This window comes from Streptomyces misionensis, assembly GCF_900104815.1.
Taxonomy (GTDB): Bacteria; Actinomycetota; Actinomycetes; order Streptomycetales; family Streptomycetaceae; genus Streptomyces; species Streptomyces misionensis.
The window spans coordinates 2,994,316-3,019,723 of record NZ_FNTD01000004.1 but is presented as its reverse complement, the minus strand read 5'-3'; the positions used below and the strand labels follow the sequence as shown (position 1 = coordinate 3,019,723).

The 25,408-nt window shown below is 72.5% G+C and carries 23 protein-coding genes; 16 read left to right on the top strand and 7 right to left on the bottom strand.

Annotated elements, in window-relative coordinates; translation table 11 throughout:
• Positions 1-64 precede the first annotated feature (64 nt).
• On the top strand, positions 65-1,354 hold the full coding sequence (locus BLW85_RS15365) for a citrate synthase (protein ID WP_070027445.1): 1,290 nt from the start codon (positions 65-67) through the stop codon (positions 1,352-1,354).
• A 628-nt stretch (positions 1,355-1,982) separates the two neighbouring features.
• Here the strand turns inward: BLW85_RS15365 and BLW85_RS15360 are convergent.
• The 3 genes from BLW85_RS15360 to BLW85_RS15350 all read right to left on the bottom strand — a co-directional run bounded on the left by BLW85_RS15360 (position 1,983) and on the right by BLW85_RS15350 (position 5,591).
• Complete coding sequence (locus tag BLW85_RS15360; RefSeq protein ID WP_074992341.1) at positions 1,983-4,244, bottom strand: heavy metal translocating P-type ATPase; 2,262 nt, start codon at positions 4,242-4,244, stop codon at positions 1,983-1,985.
• 96 nt (positions 4,245-4,340) lie between these two features.
• The gene (locus BLW85_RS15355) at positions 4,341-4,580 is read right to left on the bottom strand and encodes a heavy-metal-associated domain-containing protein (RefSeq protein WP_070027447.1); all 240 of its coding nucleotides are present in this window, start codon (positions 4,578-4,580) and stop codon (positions 4,341-4,343) included.
• A 72-nt stretch (positions 4,581-4,652) separates the two neighbouring features.
• A complete protein-coding gene (locus tag BLW85_RS15350) occupies positions 4,653-5,591 on the bottom strand; it encodes a PrsW family glutamic-type intramembrane protease (RefSeq protein ID WP_074992340.1) in 939 nt (312 codons plus the stop codon).
• Between the two features lie 153 nt (positions 5,592-5,744).
• Here BLW85_RS15350 and BLW85_RS15345 point away from each other — a divergent pair, with 153 nt between their 5' ends.
• Complete coding sequence (locus BLW85_RS15345; protein WP_070027449.1) at positions 5,745-6,788, top strand: zinc-dependent alcohol dehydrogenase family protein; 1,044 nt, start codon at positions 5,745-5,747, stop codon at positions 6,786-6,788.
• A 177-nt stretch (positions 6,789-6,965) separates the two neighbouring features.
• Here BLW85_RS15345 and BLW85_RS15340 read toward each other — a convergent pair whose 3' ends face one another.
• Positions 6,966-7,919, bottom strand: a complete 954-nt coding sequence (locus tag BLW85_RS15340; RefSeq protein WP_107409124.1) for an IS481 family transposase — start codon at positions 7,917-7,919, stop codon at positions 6,966-6,968.
• A 118-nt stretch (positions 7,920-8,037) separates the two neighbouring features.
• Positions 8,038-8,238: a helix-turn-helix transcriptional regulator gene (locus BLW85_RS15335; RefSeq protein WP_070027450.1), complete on the bottom strand. Its 201-nt coding sequence runs from the start codon at positions 8,236-8,238 to the stop codon at positions 8,038-8,040.
• 372 nt (positions 8,239-8,610) lie between these two features.
• Between BLW85_RS15335 and iolC the strand changes: the two genes are divergently transcribed.
• From iolC to BLW85_RS15295, 8 genes are all read left to right on the top strand, one after another.
• Complete coding sequence (iolC, locus tag BLW85_RS15330; protein WP_074992339.1) at positions 8,611-9,561, top strand: 5-dehydro-2-deoxygluconokinase; 951 nt, start codon at positions 8,611-8,613, stop codon at positions 9,559-9,561.
• Complete coding sequence (locus tag BLW85_RS15325; protein ID WP_074992338.1) at positions 9,558-10,472, top strand: Cgl0159 family (beta/alpha)8-fold protein; 915 nt, start codon at positions 9,558-9,560, stop codon at positions 10,470-10,472. The genes iolC and BLW85_RS15325 overlap by 4 nt, the downstream gene beginning before the upstream one ends.
• 7 nt (positions 10,473-10,479) lie before the next feature.
• Positions 10,480-11,301 carry a 5-deoxy-glucuronate isomerase gene (gene iolB / locus BLW85_RS15320; protein WP_074992337.1) on the top strand — a complete coding sequence of 274 codons (822 nt, stop codon included), beginning with the start codon at positions 10,480-10,482 and terminating at the stop codon, positions 11,299-11,301.
• Positions 11,298-13,166: a 3D-(3,5/4)-trihydroxycyclohexane-1,2-dione acylhydrolase (decyclizing) gene (gene iolD / locus BLW85_RS15315; protein ID WP_074992336.1), complete on the top strand. Its 1,869-nt coding sequence runs from the start codon at positions 11,298-11,300 to the stop codon at positions 13,164-13,166. The genes iolB and iolD overlap by 4 nt, the downstream gene beginning before the upstream one ends.
• 17 nt (positions 13,167-13,183) lie before the next feature.
• Complete coding sequence (gene mmsA, locus BLW85_RS15310) at positions 13,184-14,686, top strand: CoA-acylating methylmalonate-semialdehyde dehydrogenase (RefSeq protein ID WP_070027455.1); 1,503 nt, start codon at positions 13,184-13,186, stop codon at positions 14,684-14,686.
• A gap of 395 nt (positions 14,687-15,081) precedes the next feature.
• Positions 15,082-16,482, top strand: a complete 1,401-nt coding sequence (locus tag BLW85_RS15305) for an APC family permease (RefSeq protein WP_074992335.1) — start codon at positions 15,082-15,084, stop codon at positions 16,480-16,482.
• A gap of 175 nt (positions 16,483-16,657) precedes the next feature.
• Positions 16,658-19,312, top strand: a complete 2,655-nt coding sequence (locus BLW85_RS15300; RefSeq protein ID WP_074992334.1) for a CocE/NonD family hydrolase — start codon at positions 16,658-16,660, stop codon at positions 19,310-19,312.
• Positions 19,309-20,160, top strand: a complete 852-nt coding sequence (locus tag BLW85_RS15295; RefSeq protein ID WP_070027458.1) for an ABC transporter permease — start codon at positions 19,309-19,311, stop codon at positions 20,158-20,160. The genes BLW85_RS15300 and BLW85_RS15295 overlap by 4 nt, the downstream gene beginning before the upstream one ends.
• Positions 20,161-20,229: 69 nt before the next feature.
• On the opposite strand, the gene BLW85_RS15290 is transcribed toward BLW85_RS15295, so the two are convergent.
• Positions 20,230-20,637, bottom strand: a complete 408-nt coding sequence (locus tag BLW85_RS15290) for a rodlin (protein WP_070027459.1) — start codon at positions 20,635-20,637, stop codon at positions 20,230-20,232.
• Positions 20,638-20,839: 202 nt separating this feature from the next.
• Complete coding sequence (locus BLW85_RS15285) at positions 20,840-21,250, bottom strand: rodlin (RefSeq protein ID WP_070027460.1); 411 nt, start codon at positions 21,248-21,250, stop codon at positions 20,840-20,842.
• Between the two features lie 280 nt (positions 21,251-21,530).
• On the opposite strand from BLW85_RS15285, the gene BLW85_RS15280 reads away from it, so the two are divergent.
• The 6 genes from BLW85_RS15280 (at position 21,531) to BLW85_RS15255 (ending at position 25,285) form a co-directional block, all read left to right on the top strand.
• On the top strand, positions 21,531-21,941 hold the full coding sequence (locus BLW85_RS15280) for a rodlin (RefSeq protein ID WP_070027461.1): 411 nt from the start codon (positions 21,531-21,533) through the stop codon (positions 21,939-21,941).
• A 260-nt stretch (positions 21,942-22,201) separates the two neighbouring features.
• Complete coding sequence (locus tag BLW85_RS15275) at positions 22,202-22,453, top strand: chaplin (protein WP_239697767.1); 252 nt, start codon at positions 22,202-22,204, stop codon at positions 22,451-22,453.
• Between the two features lie 121 nt (positions 22,454-22,574).
• Positions 22,575-23,396 carry a chaplin gene (locus tag BLW85_RS15270; protein ID WP_074992333.1) on the top strand — a complete coding sequence of 274 codons (822 nt, stop codon included), beginning with the start codon at positions 22,575-22,577 and terminating at the stop codon, positions 23,394-23,396.
• 172 nt (positions 23,397-23,568) lie between these two features.
• A complete protein-coding gene (locus BLW85_RS15265; RefSeq protein WP_070027464.1) occupies positions 23,569-23,808 on the top strand; it encodes a chaplin in 240 nt (79 codons plus the stop codon).
• Between the two features lie 220 nt (positions 23,809-24,028).
• A complete protein-coding gene (locus BLW85_RS39400; RefSeq protein WP_074992332.1) occupies positions 24,029-24,856 on the top strand; it encodes a hypothetical protein in 828 nt (275 codons plus the stop codon).
• Between the two features lie 138 nt (positions 24,857-24,994).
• Positions 24,995-25,285, top strand: a complete 291-nt coding sequence (locus BLW85_RS15255; RefSeq protein WP_074992331.1) for a hypothetical protein — start codon at positions 24,995-24,997, stop codon at positions 25,283-25,285.
• Positions 25,286-25,408: the final 123 nt, after the last annotated feature.

Below are 25,408 nucleotides of genomic sequence, written 5' to 3'. Positions count from 1 at the left end.
ATGGGGGATGGTAGAGACAGTCAGGGCACCTCGAAGATGAGGCACTACGTCGGTGAGGGAAGACGTGAGCGACAACTCTGTAGTACTGCGGTACGGCGACGGCGAGTACACCTACCCGGTGGTCGACAGCACCGTCGGCGACAAGGGCTTCGACATCGGGAAGCTGCGCGCCCAGACCGGGCTGGTGACCCTGGACAGCGGGTACGGCAACACCGCCGCCTATAAATCCGCGGTCACCTACCTCGACGGCGAGGCGGGCATCCTCCGCTACCGCGGCTACCCCATCGAGCAGCTGGCAGAGCGCTCCACCTTCCTGGAGGTGGCGTACCTGCTGATCAACGGCGAGCTGCCCACCGTTGACGAGCTGACGACGTTCAAGGACGACATCACGCGGCACACGCTGCTGCACGAGGACGTCAAGAACTTCTACAAGGGCTTCCCGCGCGACGCCCACCCGATGGCCATGCTGTCCTCGGTCGTGTCGGCGCTGTCCACCTTCTACCAGGACAGCCACAACCCGTTCGACGAGAAGCAGCGCAACCTCTCCACGATCCGGCTGCTCGCCAAGCTGCCGACCATCGCGGCGTACGCGTACAAGAAGTCGATCGGTCACCCGTTCGTCTACCCGCGCAACGACCTCGGCTACGTCGAGAACTTCCTGCGCATGACCTTCTCGGTGCCGGCCGACGAGTACGAGCTGGACCCGGTCGTCGTCTCCGCGCTGGACAAGCTGCTGATCCTGCACGCCGACCACGAGCAGAACTGCTCGACCTCCACGGTCCGCCTGGTCGGCTCCTCGCAGGCCAACATGTTCGCGTCGATCTCGGCCGGCATCAACGCGCTGTGGGGCCCGCTGCACGGCGGCGCCAACCAGTCCGTGCTGGAGATGCTCGAGGGCATCCGCGACTCGGGCTCCGACGTCGACACCTTCATCCGCAAGGTGAAGAACAAGGAGGACGGCGTCCGCCTGATGGGCTTCGGCCACCGGGTCTACAAGAACTTCGACCCGCGCGCCCGCATCATCAAGGCCGCCGCGCACGACGTCCTCTCCGCGCTGGGCAAGTCGGACGAGCTGCTCGACATCGCCCTCAAGCTGGAGGAGCACGCGCTCTCCGACGACTACTTCGTCGAGCGCAAGCTGTACCCCAACGTCGACTTCTACACCGGTCTGATCTACCGGGCCATGGGCTTCCCGACCGAGATGTTCACGGTCCTGTTCGCCCTCGGCCGCCTGCCGGGCTGGATCGCCCAGTGGACCGAGATGATCAAGGAGCCGGGCTCCCGCATCGGCCGCCCGCGCCAGATCTACACGGGCGTCGTCGAGCGCGACTTCGTGCCGGTCGAGGAGCGCTGACACCTGCCGGTGGGGGCGCCGCATCCGGTGCCCCCTTTTCGGCGGCCCGCGCCGCGCGCACCGTTGGGGAGCGCTGAGCGCAGCGGCTCCCAGGGCCTGCCCGCGAGGGCGGGCCCTGAAGTGTTCCGGCGGCCTTGACGCCACCGGTCCCGACGCGCACAAGAAGAAGGCGCCCTGAGACGCCGGTCCCCCCACGGGCCGGCGACCAGGGCGCCTTCCCATGTCCCGGTGCGGATTCCCCCCACGGGATCCGGGCCGGGCGCTCGAGAGGACAGCGCCTGAATCGCTGTCGGTGCGGTCTGCCGGGACATCGCACGCCGGGAGGGCCGCTCAAAGCTTCCCGGTGTACGTGCCCCGGCAACGCATCTCCGGGGAAGTCCCCCAAGACATCCCCAGATGCCGGGTCAGCGCCCCCCAAGACGCCGATCCGACATCGCCAACTTAGACCTTCGAACCCCTTCGATGGTTACGTTCACATCACTGTGATCTGCGTCTCTTGCATATGTCCTTTTGATGCGCAAGAGCCCCGTTATGGCGAACGGAGCCCTTGCGTAAGGAAGATGCGCGAGCCTTGTGAAGAGCTTATGTGAGGCTCGCGCCCGTCTCTAGGGGGACTTGTGGCCCAACTTCAGCGGAAGCGGCGCAGCCGCAGGCTGTTGGTCACCACGAACACCGAGGAGAAGGCCATCGCCGCGCCCGCGATCATCGGGTTCAGCAGCCCCGCCGCGGCCAGCGGCAGCGCGGCCACGTTGTAACCGAAGGCCCACACCAGGTTGCCCTTGATCGTGGCCAGGGTGCGCCGGGAGAGCCGGATCGCGTCCGCCGCCGTGCGCAGGTCGCCCCGCACCAGGGTCAGGTCGCCGGCCTCGATCGCCGCGTCCGTGCCGGTGCCCATGGCGAGGCCCAGATCGGCGGTGGCGAGGGCGGCCGCGTCGTTGACGCCGTCGCCCACCATGGCCACCGCGCGCCCCTCGCGCCGGAGCCGCCGGACCACGTCCACCTTGTCCTCGGGCAGCACCTCCGCGTACACGTGCTCCGCGTCGATGCCGACGGCCTTCGCGACCGACTCGGCGACCGTCCGGTTGTCCCCGGTCAGCAGTACCGGCGTGAGCCCGAGGGCGCGCAGTTCGCGGATCGCCTCGGCGCTGGTCTCCTTGATCGCGTCGGCGACCGCGAGGACCCCGCGGGCCCGCCCGTCCCAGCCCGCCAGGACGGCCGTACGGCCCTCCCGCTCGGCCTCCCGCGCCGCGCGGGCCAGGTCCTCGGGAACGTCCTCGTACAGGCGCCCCACGGCCACCTCGCGGCCGTCCACGCGCCCGCGCACACCTCGCCCGGGCACGTTCTCGAAGTGCTCGACCGCCGGCAGCGCGCCGGCGCGTTCCTCGGCTCCCGCCGCGATGGCGCGGGCGACCGGGTGCTCGGAGGCGTGCTCCAGGGCGCCCGCGAGGCGCAGCAGCTCCTTCTCGTCCTCGCCGTCCGCGGTGTACACCGCCTGGAGGGTCATCCGGCCGGTGGTGACGGTGCCGGTCTTGTCCAGCACGACGGTGTCGACGCGGCGGGTGGACTCCAGGACCTCGGGGCCCTTGATCAGGATGCCGAGCTGGGCGCCGCGCCCGGTGCCGACCATCAGCGCGGTCGGCGTGGCGAGGCCCAGCGCGCACGGGCAGGCGATGATCAGCACGGCGACGGCGGCGGTGAACGCGGAGACCGCGTCCCCGGTGCCGAGCCAGACGCCGAAGGTGGCGAGCGCGATCAGGATGACCACGGGCACGAACACGGCGGAGACCCGGTCGGCGAGCCGCTGCACCTCGGCCTTGCCGTTCTGCGCGTCCTCCACCAGCTTGGCCATCCGGGCGAGCTGGGTGTCGGCGCCGACCCGGGTGGCCGCCACGACGAGCCGGCCGCCCGCGTTGACCGTGGCGCCGGTGACCTTGTCGCCGGGGCCGACGTCCACCGGCACCGACTCGCCGGTCAGCATGGAGGCGTCGACCGCGGAGACGCCCTCGACCACGGTGCCGTCGGTGGCGATCTTCTCGCCGGGCCGTACGACGAACCGGTCGCCGACCGCCAGGGAGGAGACGGGCACGCGCACCTCGCGGCCCTCCCGCAGCACCGCCACGTCCTTGGCGCCCAGCTCCAGCAGCGCCTTCAGGGCCGCCCCCGCGCGCCGCTTGGAGCGGGCCTCCAGGTAGCGGCCGAGCAGGATCAGCGCGACGACGCCGGAGGCGACCTCCAGGTAGATGGTGGACGCGCCGTCCATCCGGGAGACGGTGAGGCGGAACTCGTCGTGCATGCCGGTCATCCCGGCGTGGCCGAAGAACAGCGCCCACAGCGACCAGCCGAACGCGGCCAGGGTGCCGACCGAGACCAGGGTGTCCATGGTGGCCGCGCCGTGCCGGGCGTTGGTCCAGGCGGCGCGGTGGAACGGGGCGCCGCCCCAGACGACGACGGGCGAGGCGAGGGTCAGGGACAGCCACTGCCAGTTGTCGAACTGGAGGGCCGGGATCATCGCGAGCAGCACGACGGGGGCCGCCAGCAGCACGGAGACGAGCAGCCGTTGACGCAGGGCGCCCAGTTCGGAGTCGGGCCCGGGGGTCTCCTCGGCCGTCGCCTCGGGCTCGGCCCGCGGGGGCGCGGGCTCCTCGGCGGTGTAGCCCGTCTTGACGACGGTGGCGATCAGGTCGGCGACCTCGACGCCCGCGCCGTAGCTGACCTTCGCCTTCTCGGTGGCGAAGTTGACGGTGGCGCTGACGCCCTCCATCCGGTTGAGCTTCTTCTCCACCCGGGCGGCGCAGGAGGCGCAGGTCATCCCGCCGATGAGCAGTTCGACCTCGGACGCCGAGGGCGCGTCACCCGGGGCTATGGGTGTCTGCGCGGTAGTGCTGGTCATGTCCGGACTCCAGACATCGGACCGGACCGCACGGAGCCAGTATCAGCTGGTCGGTACGGCCCGGTCGGGGAAAGTAGGAGGTGGTGCGGGTGGTGCTCAGGCCTTGCCGGCCAGCTCGAAGCCGGCCTCGTCGACGGCGGCGCGGACGGCCTCGTCGTCCAGCGGGGCCTCGGAGACGACGGTGACCTCGCCGCTCGACGCGACGGCCCGCACCGAGGTGACGCCGGGGATCTGGGAGATCTCGCCGGAGACGGATCCCTCGCAGTGGCCGCAGCTCATGCCGGTCACCTTGTAGACGGTGGTGACGGAGGCCGGGGTGTCGGTCTGGGCGCTCATGTCGTTGCTCCTCGTGGTGGTGTGTGGGGCTCGGGTGTCCAGAGGGTTCCCCACCTTCTTCAGACTATACCCCTAGGGGGTATTTTTCCAAGGGGGATTCCTGCGGACGAGTGACAGCGCCCAGCCCGCCCCGACCAGCGTGACGAGCGCCGGGCCGACCGCGGACACCAGGGTGAGCAGGTGCTGCTGGGCGGCGCTCGGCTGGGGCGGGTACCCCGACGCGAACAGACCGGGCTCCGTGCCCCGGCCGGTCAGCCGGACGACCAGCCAGGGCGAGACGGCGCGCAGGGCGTCCGCCAGGGCGTGCAGCAGCGCGACCCCCATGCACGCGGCGACGACCGGCGGGGCGTACCGGAAACGTCCGTCCGGGCGGCGCAGCGCCAGCAGCGCGCCGCCGGTGACCGCGGTCCACAGGCCCTGTCCGAAGGGTGCGAGCAGCCCGCGCAGCAGCTCCGGCTCCAGCCTGCCCCATGGGGTGGCGAGCGCCGCGGCGAGGGCGTACCCGGTGCTCTCCACCGCGGCGAACCCGACGCCGACGGCCGCGCCGAGCACCAGCCCGGCCCGCGTGCCGCGGATGCCGGGCTGCCGGCGCAGCGTGAACGCCAGCGCCCCCAGCTTGGCCGCCTCCTCGGCCAGGGCGACGGTCAGCAGCCAGTCGGGGGAGGGGTGCGGCACGGCGGAGCCGGCGAGCGCGGCGCCGAGCACGCCGAGCGCGCCGCCGGCCAGGAAGCAGCCGAGGGCCGCGCTGACCCCTAGGTCGCGGCCGTGCCGTTCGTACGCCCAGAGCACGAAGGCCACCGGCACCAGGAAGCCGCCGAGCAGCACCAGCGCGGGCAGCGGGGCGGTGCTCCGGGTCGTCCAGGTCACGCACGCGGTCGCCGCCCACACCGCGAGCCCGGCGCCCAGGCAGCGCCGCCACAGTCCCGCGCCGATCCGGGGGAACGGCGGCAGGGGCTGCTGCGGACCGGGGATGCGGGCCCTGGGGGCGCCGGGCGGCGGCGGGTGGCTCACGTGGTCGTCCCCTCGGGCTGGGCGGAACGGGGATCGGCTGGGGGATTCCTCCGCACTGTAGGCAGATGTCCCGGTTCGCCGCCGTCCTCGTGCGCCGTACGCGTGACGCGGGCCGACCGGGGGCGGTGCCGGCCAGCGTGAAAGGGTGAAGGCATGAGAGCGGTGCTGTTCGAGGAGTTCGGGAAGCCGGCCGAGGTGCGGGAGGTGCCCGACCCGGCGCCCGCGGAGCACGGGGTCGTGGTGCGGGTCGAGGCGACCGGGCTGTGCCGCAGCGACTGGCACGGCTGGATGGGCCACGACGCGGACATCGTGCTGCCGCACGTGCCCGGCCACGAACTCGCCGGTGTGGTCGAGGCGGTGGGCGCCCGGGTGACCGGCTGGCGGCCCGGCGACCGGGTCACCGTGCCCTTCGTCTGCGCCTGCGGCACCTGCGCGGCCTGCGCGGCGGGCGACCAGCAGGTGTGCGAGCGGCAGACCCAGCCCGGTTTCAGCCACTGGGGCTCCTTCGCCCAGTACGTCGCCCTCGACCACGCCGACGTCAACCTCGTGGCGATCCCGGACGGCATGGCGTACGCCACCGCCGCGGGCCTCGGCTGCCGCTTCGCCACCGCCTTCCGTGCCGTGGTGCAGCAGGGGCGGGCCGCGGCCGGGCAGTGGGTCGCGGTGCACGGCTGCGGCGGGGTCGGGCTGTCCGCGGTGATGATCGCGGCGGCGGCCGGGGCGCGGGTGGTCGCCGTCGACATCTCGCCCGGCGCCCTGGAACTCGCGCGCCGGTTCGGCGCCGCGCACTGCCTGGACGCGCGCACGGTGCCGGACCCGGCGGCTGCGGTCCGCGAGCTGACCGGCGGCGGCGCCCACCTCTCGCTGGACGCCCTCGGCTCGCCCGTCACCTGCGCCGCCTCGGTGAACTCCCTGCGCCGCCGCGGCCGGCACGTGCAGGTGGGCCTGCTGCCCTCGGCGGACGGCACCACCGCCGTGCCGATGGCCCGCGCCATCGCCCTGGAGCTGGAACTCCTCGGCAGCCACGGCATGGCCGCCCATACCTACCCCGGCATGCTGGAACTGGTCCGCTCCGGCGCCCTGCGCCCGGACCTGCTGGTGACCTCCGTCATCGGTCTCGACGCGGCCCCGGCGGCGCTCGCCGCGATGGCGGACGCACCGGGCGCCGGCGTCACGGTCGTCGAACCCTGGGCGTGACGGGCCTGCCGGTAGCCAGGGTCTTTCGTTTGGATCAGGCCGGATCAGGGAGCGGGGTCTGGTGCCGTGCATCGCAAGGCGGAGGAGGGCGCCATGGCGGAGCCATGGCAACCGACGACAACGCCGCGAGGCGCGGTGCCAGACCCCGCGAGCCCGGCAAGATCCAAACGAGAGGCCCTAGTTGTGCTGTTCGGACAGGTTGGTGACGCGGCTGGCTGGTGGGTGGCCGCCGATGCCGGTGTGGGGTCGGTGGTAGTTGTACCAGTCCAGCCAGTCGGGGAACGCCGCTTGTCGTTCGGTGTCTGAGGTGTAGGGCCGGATGTAGGCCCATTCGTCGAGCAGGGTGCGGTGGAAGCGTTCGACCTTGCCATTGGTCTGGGGCCGCCAGGGCCTGGTCCAGCGGGGGCTGATGCCCAGGTCGCGGCAAGTCTGGCGCCAGGTGTTCTTGGTGTAGGCCCAGGCGTTGTCGGTCAGGACCCGCTCGACGATGACGCCTTGCCGGGCGAACCAGGCAGTTGCTCGTCGTAGGAAGCCGGCGCAGGTGGTGGCGGTCTCGTCGGGCAGGTCTTCGGTGTAGGCGAGGCGGGTGTGGTCGTCCAGGGCGGTGTGCAGGTAGGCGTAGCCGACTCCGGTGCGGTTGCGTCGGCCTTCGGCACGGCCCTGGGTGCGGTGCCCGCCGCCTTCTGGGATGCGGCCGAGCTTCTTGACGTCGATGTGGATGAGTTCGCCGGGCCGGGCGCGTTCGTAGCGGCGGACGGGTTCGCCGGTGGCCCGGTCGCAGGCGGCCAGGGCAGGCAGGCCGTGGCGGACGAGGATGCGGTGGACGGTGGATGCGGCGATGCCGGTGCGGGCGGCGAGTCGCAGCGGGCCGATCCGGTGCTCGCGCCGCAGCCGCAGAACCTGTGCCTCGACGGCAGCCGGGGTGCGGCGGGGTTGATGGTGCGGGCGGCTGGAGCGGTCGTGCATGCCCGCCTCGCCCAGCTGCCGGTAGCGGCTGGCCCAGCGTGCGGCTGTGGTGTGGCTGACCTGGAAGCGTTCCGCGGCCCGGCGCAGCGGCCAGCCGTCGTCCACGACACACCGGGCCAGACGCAGCCTCCCAGTCGGCGTCAGCGGGGCGTTACGGTGGGACACGAGGGCCTCCTGGCGGTCGGCGGTAGATGTCGCAATCCACACCGAACCCAGAAGGCCCTCACCTGTTCAAGCACCCAGCACGCGTGTCACCAACGTCCCGGGACAGCACACCTAGTCCCTAGTCGGCCCGGCGGCCCCTGCTCCCGGGCCGGGAGGCGACCCAGGCGCGGACCGTGTCGGCGTACCAGTAGGGCTTGCCGCCCTCCACGTGGTCGGGCGGCGGCAGCAGCCCGTGCTTGCGGTACGACCGTACGGTGTCCGGCTGCACCTTGATGTGCGCCGCGATCTCCTTGTAGGACCAGAGCCTGCGGTCGGTCATGAGTTGCACCTCCCTGCGCGCGCCACGGCGGCGGCCGGGGGGCGGCCGTCGGGGGGCCGGGCGCTGCGCTGGCGATCACCAAGCCTGCGCCAGGACAACGACGCACCGTGACCGACCGTCAGCCCCTGTCGACCGCATGTGACGCCCCGCCCGCGTACCCGCGACATGTGTGACGGAAAGCGGGTGTTCGTTACACAGCCGGCACAAAGCCGACAGCGAGCGCGCGCATGGAGGGGCACCGGGCCGGGCAAGGGTGCGCGACCGGCCCCGGACGCGCCGTTCACCGCATCGTCCGAATGTCCGGACAAAACATTGACAGGGCTCGGTGGGCAGGACTACAAAGCCGGGGAGGCCCGTGACGAAGGGGAGTCGATGGCGTACGACCTGATCACCATGGGGCGGATCGGGGTGGACCTCTATCCGCTCCAGGCCGGCGTCCCGCTCGCCCGGGTGACCACCTTCGGCAAGTTCCTCGGCGGGTCGGCGACGAACGTGGCGGTCGCCGCGGCCCGGCTCGGCCGCACCGCCGCCGTGATCAGCCGCACCGGCGACGACCCCTTCGGCACCTTCGCGCACGAGGCGCTGCGCGGCTTCGGCGTCGCCGACCACTGGGTCACCCCGGTGGCCGGACTGCCCACCCCGGTGACCTTCTGCGAGATCTTCCCGCCGGACGACTTCCCGCTCTACTTCTACCGCCGCCCCAAGGCCCCCGACCTGGAGATCCACACCCACGAGCTGGACCTGGACGCCGTCCGCGCGGCCCGGATCTTCTGGGTGACCGGCACCGGGCTCAGCGAGGAACCCAGCCGCACGGCCACCCTCGCCGCCCTCGCGCACCGGGGCAGGGCCGGCACCACCGTCTTCGACCTCGACTGGCGGCCGATGTTCTGGAACGACCCGGACGCGGCCCGCCCCTTCTACGCCGAGGCCCTGCGCCACACCACCGTCGCCGTCGGCAACCTGGACGAGGTGGAGATCGCCACCGGGGAGCGCGAACCGCACGCCGCCGCACGGGCGTTGCTGGCCGCGGGGGTCGAACTCGCGGTGGTGAAACAGGGACCCAAGGGCGTCCTCGCGGTCAGCGCGCGCGGCGAGTGCGCCGAGGTGCCGCCGCTGCCCGTCACCGTGCTCAACGGCCTCGGCGCCGGGGACGCGTTCGGCGGCTCCCTGTGCCACGGGCTGCTGGCCGGCTGGGACCTGGAGACCACCATGCGGCACGCCAACGCGGCCGGCGCCATCGTCGCCTCCCGCCTGGAGTGCTCCTCCGCGATGCCCACCCCCGACGAGGTGGCCGCCGCGCTGGCCGCGGGAGCGGTGCGATGAGAGCCGGTACTCCGCGGCAACCGCACGTGGACGTCGGCGAGTTGGTCCGCCTGCGCACCCGGCACCCCGAGGCCGTCGCCGAGGCCGCCGCCCGCCGGGTGAGGCGCCCGCTGCTGAACGAGAACGGCCGCTTGATGATCGTCGCCGCCGACCACCCCGCCCGGGGCGCGCTCGGCGTCGGGGGGCGGGGGCTCGCCATGGCCAACCGCGCCGACCTGCTGGAGCGCCTGTGCCTCGCACTGTCCCGGCCCGGTGTCGACGGTGTGCTCGCCACCGCCGACATCCTGGACGACCTGCTGCTGCTCGGCGCCCTGGACGGCAAGGTCGTCATGGGCTCGATGAACCGGGGCGGGCTGCAAGGGGCCAGCTTCGAACTGGACGACCGGTTCACCGGGCACCGCCCCGAGGACATCGCCCGCCTCGGCTTCGACGCGGGCAAGCTGCTGCTGCGCCTCGACTACACCGACCCCGGCTCGCTGACCACCCTGGAGTCCGCCGCCCGCGCCGTCGACGCCATGGCGGAACGCGCGCTCCCGGTCTTCGTCGAGCCGTTCATCTGCCGCCGCACCCCCGAGGGCCGGCTCGTCAACGACCTCTCCGCCGAGGCGGTCACCCGCTCCATCGCCATCGCCTCCGGGCTGGGGGGCAGTTCGGCCTACACCTGGCTGAAGGTGCCGGTCACCGCGGACCCCGACGACATGGCCGAGGTCATGGCGACGTCCACGCTGCCCGCCGTGCTGCTCGGCGGCGACATAGGCGACTCGCCCGAAGGACGGCTCGCCGCCTACGAGAAGTGGCGCGGCGCGCTCCGACTGCCCACCGTGCGCGGCCTGGTGGCCGGCCGCTCGCTGCTGTACCCGGCGGACGGCGATGTGGCCGCCGCCGTGGACACCGCCGTAGGACTGCTGTGAGGGCCGTATGACCAGCACCGACCTGCATCTGCCGCGGGGCACCGCCGCGAGCGCCGAGTACGCCGTCGACATCGGCCCGCGGCGGGCCGGGTGGACGTACGGCGCACTGCGCGTCGTCGAACTGCCCCCGGGTGGTGGCCATACGTTCATCACCGGGGACAGTGAGTACATCGTGCTTCCGCTGGAAGGCGGATGTACCGTTCGAATCGAGGAAAACGAGTTCCAACTCCTGGGCCGGGAGAGCGTGTTCGCGGGGACCACCGACTTCGCGTACGCGCCCCGGGACGCCCGGGTCCAGATCGCCTCCGGCGCGGGAGGCCGCTTCGCCCTGGCAGGAGCGAAGTGCGAGCGACGACTCCCCGCCCGCTACGGCCCCGCGCCGGAGGTCCCCGTCGAACACCGCGGCAGCGGCGGCTGCGCCCGCCAGGTGCGCAACTTCGCCGCCGCCGACACCTTCGCGTGCGACCGGCTGATCGCCGTCGAGGTGCTCACCCCCGGCGGCAACTGGTCCTCGTACCCGCCGCACAAGCACGACGAGCACCGGCCCGGCGAGGAGTGCGAGCTGGAGGAGATCTACTACTTCGAGATCGAGGGGGGCGGCCTCGGCTACCAGCGGGTGTTCCCCTCCCGAGCGGGCGGCGCCGACGTCCTCGCCGAGGTCCGCTCCGGCGACGTGGTGCTCGTCCCCGACGGCTGGCACGGCCCCTCCATCGCCCAGCCGGGGCACGCCATGTACTACCTGAACGTCATGGCCGGGCCCGGCGAGACACGGGAGTGGCGCATCCGGTTCCACCCCGACCACACCGAGACCACCGGGGGCTACCGATGACGATCCGGCTCACCGTCGCCCAGGCGCTCGTCCGCTTCCTCGCCGCCCAGCACACCGAACGCGACGGCGAGCGGCGGCGGCTGATCGGCGCCACCTGGGGCATCTTCGGCCACGGCAACGTCGCGGGCATCGGCCAGGCGCTGGTCGAGTACGCGGACGTGATGCCCTTCCACCAGGGCCGCAACGAGCAGTCCATGGTGCACGCGGCCGTCGGCTACGCCCGCCAGTCGGGCCGCCTGTCCACCCACGCCGTGACCACCTCCATCGGGCCCGGCGCCACCAACCTGGTCACCGGCGCCGCCCTCGCCACCGTCAACCACCTCCCCGTCCTGCTGCTCCCCGGCGACGTCTTCGCCACCCGCCCCGCCGACCCGGTGCTCCAGCAGCTGGAGGTGCCGTACGCGGGCGACGTCTCGGTCAACGACGCGCTGCGTCCGGTCTCCCGCTACTTCGACCGGATCACCCGCCCGGAGGCCCTGATCCCGGCCGCGCTCCAGGCCGCGCGGGTGCTCACCGACCCGCTGGAGACCGGCGCCGTCACCCTCGCCCTGCCCCAGGACGTGCAGGCGGAGGCGTACGACTGGCCCGAGGAGTTCTTCGCCGAGCGGGTGTGGACCGTACGGCGGCCGGGCGCGGACCCGGCCGAACTGGCCCGCGCGGCCGAGGCGGTCCGCGCGGCGCGCCGGCCCCTGCTCGTGGCGGGCGGCGGCGTCCACCACAGCCGCGCCGAGGCGGCCCTCGCCGCGTTCGCCTCGGCGACCGGCATCCCGGTGGCCTCCACCCAGGCCGGCAAGGGCTCGCTGCGGTACGACCATCCGCAGGACGTCGGCGGGATCGGCCACACCGGCACCGCGACCGCCGACGAACTGGCGCGCACCGCGGACCTGGTGATCGGCGTCGGCACCCGCTTCACCGACTTCACCACCGCCTCCGGCACCCTCTTCGCCCACCCGGACGTCCGCTTCCTGAGCCTCAACATCGCCCCCCACGACGCCCACAAGCTGGCCGCGCTGCCCCTGGTGGCGGACGCCCGCGGCGCCCTGGAGCAGCTGACCGCGGCGCTGTCCGCGTACCGGGCCGACGCCGCGTACGTGGCGGAGTACACGGCGGGCAAGGAGCGCTGGGAGCGGATCGTCGACGCCTGTTTCGCGGCGGACCCGGCCGACCCGCCGACCCAGACGCAGGTCATCGGCGCGCTCGACGCCGTGGTGGACGAGTCGGACATCGTGATCAACGCGGCCGGATCGCTCCCCGGGGACCTGCACAAGCTGTGGCGGGCGCGGTCGCACGACCAGTACCACCTGGAGTACGGCTACTCCTGCATGGGCTACGAGATCCCGGCCGCCCTCGGCGTGAAGCTGGCGGCCCCCGGGCGGAACGTGTGGGCGCTGGTCGGCGACGGCACCTATCTGATGATGCCGACCGAGCTGGTGACCGCCGTACAGGAGGGAGTCGCGATCAAGGTGCTGCTGGTGCAGAACCACGGGTACGCGTCCATCGGCGGCCTCTCGGCGTCGGTGGGCGGCGAGCGGTTCGGCACCGCGTACCGGTTCCGCGCCGGGGACGGCGCCTACACGGGCGCCCCGCTGCCGGTCGATCTCGCCGCCAACGCGGCGAGCCTCGGCATGCGGGTGCTGCGGGCCCGGACGGCGGGGGAGCTGCGCACGGCGCTCGCCGAGGCGCGCGCCGCCGACACTCCCACATGTGTCTACGTCGAGACCAAAACGTCCGACACTGTGTCGGGCGCGCCCGAGGCGCAGGCCTGGTGGGATGTTCCCGTGGCCGCGACCGCGACCCGGTCGGCCGCGGTCAGGGCACGTGAGCAGTACGAACGGCACGTCTCGACCCGACGCCGCCATCTGTGAGTAAGGAGTCTGTCGGCATGACGAAGATCGTCAACCACTGGATCGGCGGGAAGACCGTCGAAGGCGCGTCGGGCACGTACGGGCCGGTCACCGACCCGGCGACCGGCGCGGTGACCACGAAGGTCGCGTTCGCCACGGCCGAGGAGGTGGACGCGGCGGTCGCCGCCGCGAAGGACGCCTTCGCGACCTGGGGCACGTCCTCCCTCGCGCAGCGCACCACGATCCTCTTCAAGTTCCGGGCGCTGCTGGACGCGCACCGGGACGAGATCGCGGAGCTGATCACCGCCGAGCACGGCAAGGTGCACTCCGACGCGCTCGGCGAGGTCGCCCGCGGCCTGGAGATCGTGGACCTGGCCTGCGGCATCAACGTGCAGCTCAAGGGCGAGCTGTCCACCGAGGTCGCCAGCCGCGTGGACGTGGCCTCGATCCGCCAGCCGCTGGGCGTCGTCGCGGGCATCACGCCGTTCAACTTCCCGGCGATGGTCCCGATGTGGATGTTCCCGATCGCCATCGCGACCGGCAACACCTTCGTGCTCAAGCCGAGCGAGAAGGACCCGTCGGCCTCGATCCGCCTCGCCGAGCTGCTGGCCGAGGCCGGGCTCCCGGACGGCGTGTTCAACGTGGTGCACGGCGACAAGGTGGCCGTGGACCGCCTCCTGGAGCACCCGGACGTGCGGGCCGTCTCCTTCGTCGGCTCCACCCCGATCGCCCGGTACATCCACGCCACCGCCTCCGCCAACGGCAAGCGCGTACAGGCCCTGGGCGGCGCCAAGAACCACATGCTGGTGCTGCCGGACGCCGACCTGGACGCGGCGGCCGACGCGGCCGTCTCCGCCGCCTACGGCTCCGCGGGCGAGCGCTGCATGGCCGTCTCGGCCCTGGTCGCGGTCGGCTCCATCGGCGACGAGCTGGTGGCGAAGATCCGCGAGCGCGCCGAGAAGATCAAGATCGGTCCGGGCAACGACCCGTCCTCCGAGATGGGCCCGCTGATCACCGCCGCCCACCGCGACAAGGTCGCCTCCTACGTCGCGAACGCGGCCGCCGAGGGCGCCGAGGTGGTCCTCGACGGCACCGGCTACACCGTGGAGGGCTACGAGGACGGTCACTGGATCGGCATCTCGCTGCTGGACAAGGTGCCCACGACCGCCAAGGCCTACCAGGACGAGATCTTCGGCCCGGTGCTGTGCGTGCTGCGCGTGGACACCTACGAGGAGGGCGTGGCGCTGATGAACGCCTCGCCGTTCGGCAACGGCACCGCGATCTTCACCCGGGACGGCGGCGCCGCCCGCCGCTTCCAGCTGGAGATCGAGGCCGGCATGGTCGGCGTCAACGTGCCGATCCCGGTGCCGGTGGGCTACCACTCCTTCGGCGGCTGGAAGGACTCGCTCTTCGGCGACCACCACATCTACGGCAACGACGGCACGCACTTCTACACCCGCGGCAAGGTCGTCACCACCCGCTGGCCCGACCCGGCGGACGCCCCCGCGGGCGTCGACCTCGGGTTCCCGCGCAACCACTGAGCGTACGCGCACGCCCTCGTCGCAGCCCCGTCAGGCCGTCCGGATACCGGACGGCCTGACATTTTTTTGACACGTTCGCTGCGGTTCCCGTTCATGAGGATGAAACGGGTGACGAAGGGGTTAACTGCAAATGACCTTGGAAAGCAAGGTCAGAGCACATACAGGCTTGGTGGATGCACCAATAGGGCCTTGTTGCCTGCGAATCTGATGCCGAGTAAGGGTCACTCAGGGTGCGGATTCCGAAGGCAAACAGCCATTGACGTGGTGGTTTTCGTCGGGGTTCCCTATGGTCGCCGGGAGCGGACGAGACGAACGTACGACGACGATCCGCCGGAGGCGATAGCGCTCCCGGACCCCCCAACCCTCACTCGCACGAGTCGATCGGATTCCGCCGCATGACCGACACGCTCCGCCCTGTCGAGACGAGCCTCCCCGAGGCCACGAACAGCCCGCAGAAGCTCAAGCGATCCATCGGCGTGGTCGGCGGCACCCTGCTCACCCTCTCGTGCGTCACACCCGCCTCCACGCTCTTCGTCATCGTGCCCGACCTGTTCTCCAGCCTGGGCACGGCGACGGCGCTCTGTCTCGCCATCGGCGCGCTGCTGTGCATCCCGGTCGCCTTCTGCTACTCCGAGCTGGGCACCCTGGTCCCCAGCGCGGGCGGCGAGTACGCCATGGTGTCCACCCTGGCCGGACGGCTGGCCGGCTGGCTCGCCTTCGTGATGTCGCTGCTCGTCGTGATGATCGTCCCCCCGGTCATCGCGATGGGCACCGCCGACTACCTCGCCCCGGTCATCCACCTCGACCCGTCCTGGACCGGCGCCGGCGTGATGATCGCGGCCACCCTCGCGGGCCTGCTGGACCTGCGCGCCAACGCCTGGATCACCGGCATCTTCCTGGTCCTTGAGGTCGTCGCGGCCGGCGTCGTCGCCCTGCTCGGCTTCGCCCACGCGCACCGCGGGGCCGGCGCCCTCACCTCCTTCCAGATCGCCGGCGAGAACGCGCACGTCAACCCCGTCACCGCGATGATGGTCCTGTCCGGGCTCGCCATCGCGCTCTTCGCCACCCAGGGCTTCTCCACCGCCGTCTACCTCTCCGAGGAGCTGGAGGACCCGCGCCGCAACGTCGCCCGCACCGTCCTCGCCACCCTCGCCATCTCCAGCGTCGTCATCCTGGTGCCCGTCACGGCGATCACCCTCGGCGCAGGCGACCTCAAGTCCCTGACCGCGGGCAACATCAGCAGCATGGTCATCGCCTGGAGCAACTCGGCGGTCGGCACCTTCGTCAGCCTCTGCGTGGCCCTCGCCATCATCAACGCGGGCATCGTGATGGTCATCCAGAACTCCCGCGTCCTGTTCGCCTCCGCCCGCGACAAGGCCTGGCCCTCCCCGGTCAACAACGCCCTCGCCAAGCTGGGCCGGTTCGGCTCCCCCTGGGTCGCCACCCTCGTCGTGGGCGTCCCCGGCGCCTTCCTCTGCTTCGTCAACCTGGACACGCTCTACGGCGTCACCGGCGTCGCCGTCACCGCCCTCTACCTCCTGGTCGCCGTCGCCGCCCTGCTCGCCCGGCGCGGCGGACACGGCGCCCGCAAGGCCTGGCGGATGCCGCTGTGGCCGGCCATGCCGGTCCTGCTGATCGCGATCCTGCTCTACATCCTGGTCGAGCAGGAGGTCTCCTACCTGATCTGGACCGGCGGCATCACCGTCGTCGCCACCCTCTACTGGGCCTTCTACCTCCGCCCCCGCCAGGACACCCGCTGGCTGGTCTCCATCCCCGAGGACACCGAGGAAGCCTGACCCCCGCAGCGCCCGGCCCCCGGTACCCCCCTCACCTTCGGTACCGGGGGCCGGGCCGTGCCCGGGCGGCTACCGCGGACGAAGTACCCGGCGGCGGGCCGTACTCCCCCGGGAGGGGCCCGGGATCAGCCCAGGGGGCCGGGCGGACGCCCGGGGCGGACCGTACCGTTGAGCCATGGATCTTCGTGTCCCCGCGTGGCGAGGGCTGATCGAGGGGCCGCGGCGGCTGGTGGCCGCCGCGGCCGCCGTCGTGGTGCTCGCGGCCGCCGGAACCTGGACCGCCGCCACCGCCTTCGGCGGCGAGACCCCGGTGCACCGCAGCGACCGGATGATGACCATGCCGGGCGGAGTGCGGCTGGACACCTCGTACTTCACCGCGGGCGGCGGCGGCCGGCGGCCCGCCGTGCTGCTGGCGCACGGCTTCGGCGGCAGCAAGGACGACATGCGCGGCCAGGCCGAGGACCTCGCCCGCGACGGGTACGCGGTGCTGACCTGGTCCGCGCGCGGCTTCGGCAGATCGACCGGCAAGATCGGCCTGAACGACCCCAGGCACGAGGTCGCCGACGTCTCCCGGCTCATCGACTGGCTGGCCGAGCAGCCCCAGGTGCGCCTCGACAAGCCCGGCGACCCCCGCGTGGGCATGGCCGGCGGCTCCTACGGCGGCGCGGTCTCCCTGCTCGCCGCCGGGTACGACCACCGGGTGGACGCCATCGCCCCGGCCGTCACCTACTGGAACCTCGCCGACGCCCTGTTCCCCGGCGGCGTGTTCAAGAAGCTGTGGGCCGGGGTCTTCTTCGGCGAGGGCGGCGGCTGCGCCCGCTTCGAGACCGACCTGTGCCGGATGTACGACCGGGTCGCCGAGTCCGGCACCCCGGACACCGCCGCCCGCACGCTCCTGGAACAGCGCTCGCCGTCCGCCGTCGGCTCCCGCATCAAGGTGCCCACCCTGCTGGTGCAGGGCCAGACCGACTCCCTCTTCCCGCTCGGCCAGGCCGACGCCGCCGCACGGGCCGTCAAGGCCAACGGCGCCCCCGTCGACGTCGACTGGATCGCGGGCGGACACGACGGCGGCGACCTGGAGACCGGCCGCGTACAGGGCCGGGTGCGCTCCTGGTTCGACCGGTACCTGAAGGGCGACAAGGGCGCCGACACCGGACCCGCCTTCCGGACCACCCGCACCGGCGGCGTCAACTCCACCGACGGCACCGCCCAGCTGCGCGGCGCGAGCGCGAACGCCTACCCGGGCCTGCGCGCCGACCGGCACGCCGTGCCCCTGACCGGCGGCGAGCAGCGCGTGGAAAACCCGGCCGGAGGGAGCCCGCCCGCCGTCTCCGCGGTGCCCGGACTCGGCGGCTCGGCCGGCCTCGGCCGGCTGTCCTCGCTCGGCCTCGGCGTCTCCCTCGACTTCCCCGGCCAGTACGCCCGCTTCGACTCCGCGCCACTGACCCGCGACCTCCAGATCACCGGCACCCCGACCGCCCGCATCCACCTCCGCTCGACCGGCGACGACGCCGTGCTGTTCGGTAAGGTCTACGACGTCGGCCCCGACGGCGGGCAGCAGGTGCTGCCCGCCCAGCTCGTCGCCCCCTTCCGGGTGACCGGGGCCAAGGCCGGCAAGGACGTCACCGTCACCCTCCCGGCGATCGACCACGAGGTGCGCAAGGGCCACCGGCTCCGCCTGGTCCTCGCCGCCACCGACCTCGGCTACGCCTCCCCGGCCGCCCCGGCCACCTACACGGTCTCCCTCAAGAGCGCGCTCAGCGTCCCGACGGCACCCGCCGTCACCACCGCCGCTGCCCCGCTGCCCTCCTGGGTGTGGTGGCTGCCCCTGACCGGCGCCGCGATCGCCGCCGCCCTGCTGCTGACCGGCCGCCGCCGGACGACCGCCCCCGCCCCCGACCCGGAACTGGCCGAGGTCCCCCTGGTCATCGAGGGCCTCAGCAAGCGCTACGCCGGGTCCGCCGACCGGTACGCGGTGCGCGAGCTGTCCTTCCGCGTCGAGCGCGGCCAGGTGCTCGGCCTGCTCGGACCCAACGGCGCGGGCAAGACCACCACCCTGCGCATGCTGATGGGCCTGATCACCCCGGACGACGGCGAGATCCGCGTCTTCGGGCACGCCGTCCGCCCCGGCGCCAAGGTGCTGTCCCGGGTCGGCGCCTTCGTGGAGGGCGCGGGCTTCCTGCCGCACCTGTCCGGCCGGGAGAACCTGGAGCTGTACTGGCGGGCCACCGGCCGCCCGGAACAGGACGCCCACCTGGACGAGGCCCTGGAGATCGCCGGACTCGGCGACGCGCTCGCCCGCGCCGTGCGCACCTACTCCCAGGGCATGCGCCAGCGGCTGGCCATCGCCCAGGCCATGCTCGGCCTGCCCGACCTGCTGATCCTGGACGAGCCCACCAACGGTCTCGACCCGCCGCAGATCCGGGAGATGCGCGAGGTGATGATCCGGTACGCGGCCGGCGGGCGCACCGTGATCGTCTCCAGCCACCTCCTCTCCGAGGTCGAGCAGTCCTGCACCCACCTGGTGGTGATGGACCGCGGCCGGCTCGTCCAGGCCGGTCCGGTGCGGGAGATCATCGGCTCCGGCGACACCCTGCTGGTCGGCACCGCCACGCCCGTGGACGAGCCCGTGGTGGAGAAGGTGGCCGCCCTGGACACCGTGGCCTCCGCCGTGCGCACCGACGACGGACTGCTGGTCCGCCTCGAACCCGGCGGCACCGCCGAGCGGCTGGTCGCGGAGCTGGTGCGGCTGTCGGTGCCGGTCGCCTCGGTCGGCCCGCACCGCCGCCTGGAGGACGCCTTCCTCACCCTGATCGGAGGTTCCGCATGAGCACGCTCACCGAGGTGGCCTCCGGGTACCGCACCCGGCACACCCTGCCCCTGCGGGTGGAGCTGGTCCGCCAGCTCAAGCGGCGCCGCACCCTGGTCATGGGCGCGCTCCTCGCCGTGCTGCCGTTCGTGCTGGTGATCGCCTTCGCCGTCGGCCACCCCTCGGGGCGCGACGGCCAGGTCACCCTGATGGACACGGCCACCGCGTCCGGGGCGAACTTCGCCGCGGTGAACCTGTTCGTCACGGCGGGCTTCCTGCTGGTCGTGCCGGTCGCCCTGTTCTGCGGGGACACCGTGGCCTCGGAGGCCAACTGGTCCTCCCTGCGCTATCTGCTGGCCGCGCCCGTGCCCCGGGCCCGGCTGCTGTGGTCCAAGCTGGTCGTGGCGCTCGGGCTGAGCCTCGCCGCGATGGTGCTGCTGCCCGTCGTCGCGCTCGCGGTCGGCACCGTCGCCTACGGCTGGGGGCCGCTGCGGATACCCACCGGCGGCGAGCTGGACACCGGCACGGCCGTGCAGCGGCTCGCGGTGGCGGTGGCCTACGTCTTCGTGTCCCAGCTGGTCACCGCCGCCCTGGCGTTCTGGCTGTCGACCAGGACGGACGCCCCGCTCGGCGCGGTCGGCGGCGCGGTCGGCCTGACCATCGTGGGCAATGTGCTGGACGCCGTCACCGCCCTCGGCCACTGGCGCGACTTCCTGCCCGCGCACTGGCAGTTCGCCTGGGCCGACGCCATCCAGCCGCACGCCGAGTGGTCCGGCATGCTCCAGGGCGCCTCCCTCTCGCTCACCTGCGCCCTCGTGCTGTTCGCCCTGGCCTTCCGGGGCTTCGCCCGCAAGGACGTCGTCTCCTAGCCGTGGCCGGACGCCGAAACGGCGGGCCACCGGGGAACCGGTGACCCGCCGCCGCGGGGGGAGGACCGCTCAGCTGCCGGTGGCGCCGTTGCCCGACAGGGCCGAGATGTCGTCCAGGATGTGCGAGAGCGGCTCGTCGCCCTTCGCCTCGGTCGAGTTCTCCGTGCACTCCTGGTACTGCGGCGAGGACAGGATCGGGATGTCCTGGACGCCGATGTTGAGCAGGCCGATCAGCGACTGCGCGTCGACCTTCGCCGGCAGGCCGACGCAGGGCTTGTTCAGCGAACCCTCGACCAGCGAGAGCTGCGGGCTCATGCTGCCGGACGTGCTCGAGTTGCCGAAGGACGACGTGGCGTTGGTGCCGCTGTATGACGTGGTGCCGTGGTCGTTACCGATGGCGAGGGCCTGGGGAGCCGCCGCACCGGCGATACCGGCCACGGAGGCGGCGACGGCCGCGGTTGCCCACAGCTTCTTCATGTTCGTTCCCTTTCGAAAGGCGGACTCCGGGGAGGAGCTGCGTGACCGTCAACTGGCCCAGCGGAGCCGTGGTTGCGGCGTTTGCCCCGATCGGAGCAGTGTGGTGCGATGAATGCATGAACGTCCCGGGGGATCGTTTCCCCGGACGGCGCGACGGCGGGTCACCGGAGCACCGGTGACCCGCCGCCGTGGAGAGGGGTGCTCAGCTGCCGTTGGCGCCGTTGCCCGCGAGGACGGAGATGTCGTCCAGGATGTGCGACAGGGCCTCGTCGCCCTTCGCCTCCGTGGAGTTCTCCGTGCACTGCTGGTTCTGCGGCGAAGACAGGATCGGGATGTCCTCCACGCCGATGTTGGCCAGGCCGACCAGCGACTGGAGGTCCGCCTTCGCCGGCAGGCCGATGCAGGGCTTGTTGAACGAGCCCTGGATGAGCGCCATCTGCGGGCTCATGTTGCCGTAGGTGGCCGAGTTGCCGTACGTCTGCGTGGCGTTGGTGCCGCTGTACGACGTGGTGCCCGTGTCGTTGCCGATGGCCAGCGCCGGCGACGCGGCGGCGGCGGAGGCGCCGACGATGGAGGCGGCGACCCCGGCTACGGCCAGAACCTTCTTGATCACGTGATCTTTCCCTTCTGAAGACACCCCGTCACCGGAGCGACCTGGTTCAACGGCCCGTCGCGCCGACGGGTTGCACCGATTCACTCCTTCGGCCCACACGGGCCCCCGCCGCGCCTGCCGAATGCCGATCGGGTGCCGATCGGGGAATTCCACCGGTTTCGTCGTTCCGCCGCCGCCGTGCGATCCGATCGGGTGACGCCCCGCAACCAAATGGCGTCGGCTCGGTTGATGCGAGGGCAGGAACGTGCGTCCTTGCGAGGAGCCAGGAAAGGAAAGCGAAATGCTGAAGAAGGCAATGGCCGCGGCGGCGGTCGCCGCGTCCTTCATCGGTGTGTCGGCGGCGGCGGCCCCCCAGGCGCTTGCCATCGGCAACGACACCGGTACCACGTCGTACAGCGGCACCGGAGCCCACGAGAGCTTCGGCAACGCCACGACCCACGGCAACCTGAGCCCGCAGGCCACCCTGGTCGGCGGCTCGCTCAACGAGCTGTGCGTGGGCGTCCCGGCCAAGGCGGACGTCCAGTCGGTCCTCGCCGCCATCAACGTCGGCGTCCAGGACATCCCCGTGCTGTCGTCGCCGCAGAACCAGCAGTGCGCCGAGAACTCGACCGAGGCCAAGGACGACGAGCCCCTGTCGCACATCCTGGACGACATCTCCGTCCTCGCGGGCAACGGCGCCACCAACAGCTGAACCGGCCGCGGTCCGAATGCCGTCCGGGTGTCGCGCGGGTCCCTCCCGCGCCGGCGCCCGGGCGGTTTTCGTCATCCTTCTCGAAGAAGCGGTTATCCGCGTGTCCGCCAAGGTGTCAATTCCCTGAGGGCGTTCGAGTGAATTAGGGGGCGACGCGCGTTCCAGAGTTTCTCCGGCTGTCTATCCCTCGTTTTACAACCTGCCGGTCATGGTGCGAGCCGTTCCAGCTGTGCTCGCTCGGTTTCGACCGCAATAGGGGCATGACCGCAGAGAAGGGAAAACTCATGAAGAAGAGCGCTGCTGTCGTCGCCGGCGCCATCCTGGCGCTGGGCGCGGCCGCCCCCGCCTTCGCCGACTCCGGTGCCAACGGGGTCGCCGCCGGCTCCCCGGGTGTGCTCTCCGGCAACGTGGTCCAGATCCCGGTCCACGTGCCGATCAACGTGTGCGGCAACAGCATCGACGTCATCGGCGTGCTGAACCCCGCCTTCGGCAACGCCTGCGTCAACCACTGACGTTCGCCCCCCACCAGCCCACCCGGCTGCGTCCCGGCCGGCCTCGGACCGTCGATCCCTCGATCCCGCGTCCCGGGGCCGGCCTTCGCCTTCCCCCACTTCGAGCAGGAAGACCACGAGATTGCGACAGACCCTCAGCAAGGGCATGGTCGTGGCCGCCGCGGCCGCGACCGGCGTGCTGTCGTTGTACGGCAGTGCCGCGCTCGCCGACTCCGGCGGGCAGAGCGTCGCCCAGGGCTCGCCGGGCGTGCTGTCCGGCAACAGCGTCCAGGTCCCGGTGCACATCCCGGTGAACGTCTGCGGCAACTCCGTGGACGTGGCCGCGGCGCTGAACCCCGCGTTCGGCAACTTCTGTGCCAACGTCGGCGGTCACCAGCACCATTCGACCCCGCCCACCGGTTACGGCGACGACGACACGAGCGGCTACGGCAGCTCCGAGACCACCGCGCCGTCGTCGTACGGACACGACACGACGCCGCCGTCCTACGGGAGTTCCGAGACGACCGCGCCGTCGTCGTACGGACACGAGACGACTCCGCCGCCGTCGTACGGCAACGAGACCACCCCGCCGCCGTCGTACGGCAACGAGACGACTCCACCGCCTTCCTACGGGAACGAGACGACTCCGCCGCCCTCGTACGGCAACGAGACCACCCCGACGCCCTCGTACGGCAACGAGACGACCCCACCGCCCTCCTACGGGAACGAGACGACTCCGCCGCCGTCGTACGGCAACGAGACGACTCCGCCCCCGTACGGCGGTGGTGAGACCACGCCGCCGCCCGAGACCACCCCGCCGACCACCCCGCCCCCGGGCCACCCCTCGCTGCCGCACACCGGTGGCAACGCCCGCGCCATGATCGCGACTTCGGCCGCCAGCGCCGCGCTGATCGCGGCCGGCGCGGTGCTGTACCGCCGAGGCCGGAACACCGCCCGCCGGTGACGCCCGGCAGGACCCCCGCGCGCGCCCGTGCGGGGGTCCTCCCGTGTGATGACGGGCCGTCAGTCAAAGGAGGATCACTCCTTTGGCGGCACAACCCGCGCGGACGGGGCGCGTTGACACAACGCCGGGTGTCCGCCCGGATGTTTGTGTCGATCCCAAGGAGCACCTTTCCATGTCGCGTATCGCGAAGGGTCTGGTCCTGACCTCTGCCGCCGTCGCGGCCGTCGCCGGCACCGCCGGTGTCGCCGCCGCCGACGCGGGCGCCAACGGCGTCGCCGCCAACTCGCCGGGCGTCGCGTCGGGCAATGTCATCCAGGTCCCGATCCACGTGCCGATCAACCTCTGCGGCAACACCATCGACGTCATCGGCCTGCTGAACCCGGCGTTCGGCAACACCTGCGCCAACGGCTGACGTCCGCCGCAGTCCCCCGACCGGCCGTCCACCCCCGCATCCGTCGTGGGGTGGGCGGCCGGTTCGCCGTGTCCGGGGGCACGGGGTCCGGCACGTCCGTTACGGCGGACGGGGCAGCGGGCGGCCCGGACGGGGCAGGTGGCGTAGCGAGCGGTTGCGGGGCGCGGGCGGCGAACCGACGGTGGCTTCGGATCCCCGAACCCGTCCGAAAGGAATCCCCATGCGTGCTCTGCCCACGCGGCGCCTCGCCACCACCGTCGTCGGTGCCGCCGTCCTGGCCGCCGTCACCGGCCCGGTCGCCGTCGCCGTCTCCGCCGACTCGACGGGAGACCGTGCCGACACCGGGGCCTCCCAGACCTCCCTGCCCGGCGCCGCGAAACTGCTCGCCCAGGTCAGGGCCATGGACCGCAACGGCTCCGTGCCCAAGCAGGTCGTCACCCTGCTCGACCGGTCGCTGACCGAGGGCAGACTGCCGGCGGCCGAGGCCAGGCGGCTGGGCGACGAGGCGAAGAAGGCACTCGAACGGGCGGCGGCGGCCGGAACACTCGCCACGCCGACGGCCGCGGCCGAACCCACGGCCCCCGCCCTGCCGTCGACTCCCGCCACCCCGACGGCTCCCGCGGCGCCGTCGACCCCCGCGACCACGCCCACCGCCCCCGCCGCCACCTCGACGGCCTCCGCCGTACCCGCGCAGCCCGCCACGCCCTCCGCGCCCGCCGTCGTCCCCTCGGGCTCCGAGTCGCAGTCGGCGATGCCCAAGCCGGCCACCTCCGCCGCCAAGCACGGCGCGACGCGGGCCGTGCCCGCCGCCCGCGATCTCCTCGGCGATGTGCTCGCCGCGGTGGACGCCCTGGTCAACGCGGTCGTCTCCCAGGTCGACCAGGTGGTCTCCAACGCCAAGAACCTCGTTGACCTGCTGCTCGCGTCCCTCAACCCGACCCCCACCGCGACCCCCGTCGCGACCCCCGTCGCGACCCCCACCCCGGCCGCCACGCCGAGCGCGCTGCCGAGCCTGCCCGCGCTGCCGAGCCTGCCCGCGACCGGGTGAGCGTCCGAGGGCCGGGCGCGGACCGGGGCATGTTCATATGTCTTCCGGGCCACGGGGTTTCGGCCCGGCGCGGCGGTCGTTAGGCACGGCGTCGGACATCCCCTGGGCGGCGTCGAGCCGCCCGAAGAGAGGAACATGATGAAGTCCCTGAAGGCTGCCGTCGTCGTTGCCGGTTCCGTGGCCCTCGCCGGCGTCAGCGCGCCCGCGTTCGCCTACAACGCCTCCGACCTGACGCCCACCAGCCTCAACGGTGCCGTCAACCAGCTCGCCAAGGGCCCCATCACCCTGCGCGACGTGATGCCGATCCAGCACCAGTCGGACGCGCTCGACACCGAGAACAAGGACTCCCTGCTGCACACCGTCAAGGGCGCCACCACCGCGCTGAACCAGCACAACCCGCTGCTCGGCGGCCTGCCCCTGCAGAGCTGACACCCCTCGCGCCCCGGGGCCGGTACCGCATCCGCGGCACCGGCCCCGACCCGTTCGAGGCCCCTTCCCTCGATCGTGTGGAGCCCCCCGGACCACTGGTCCGGACGGGTGAGAAGCCGCCGG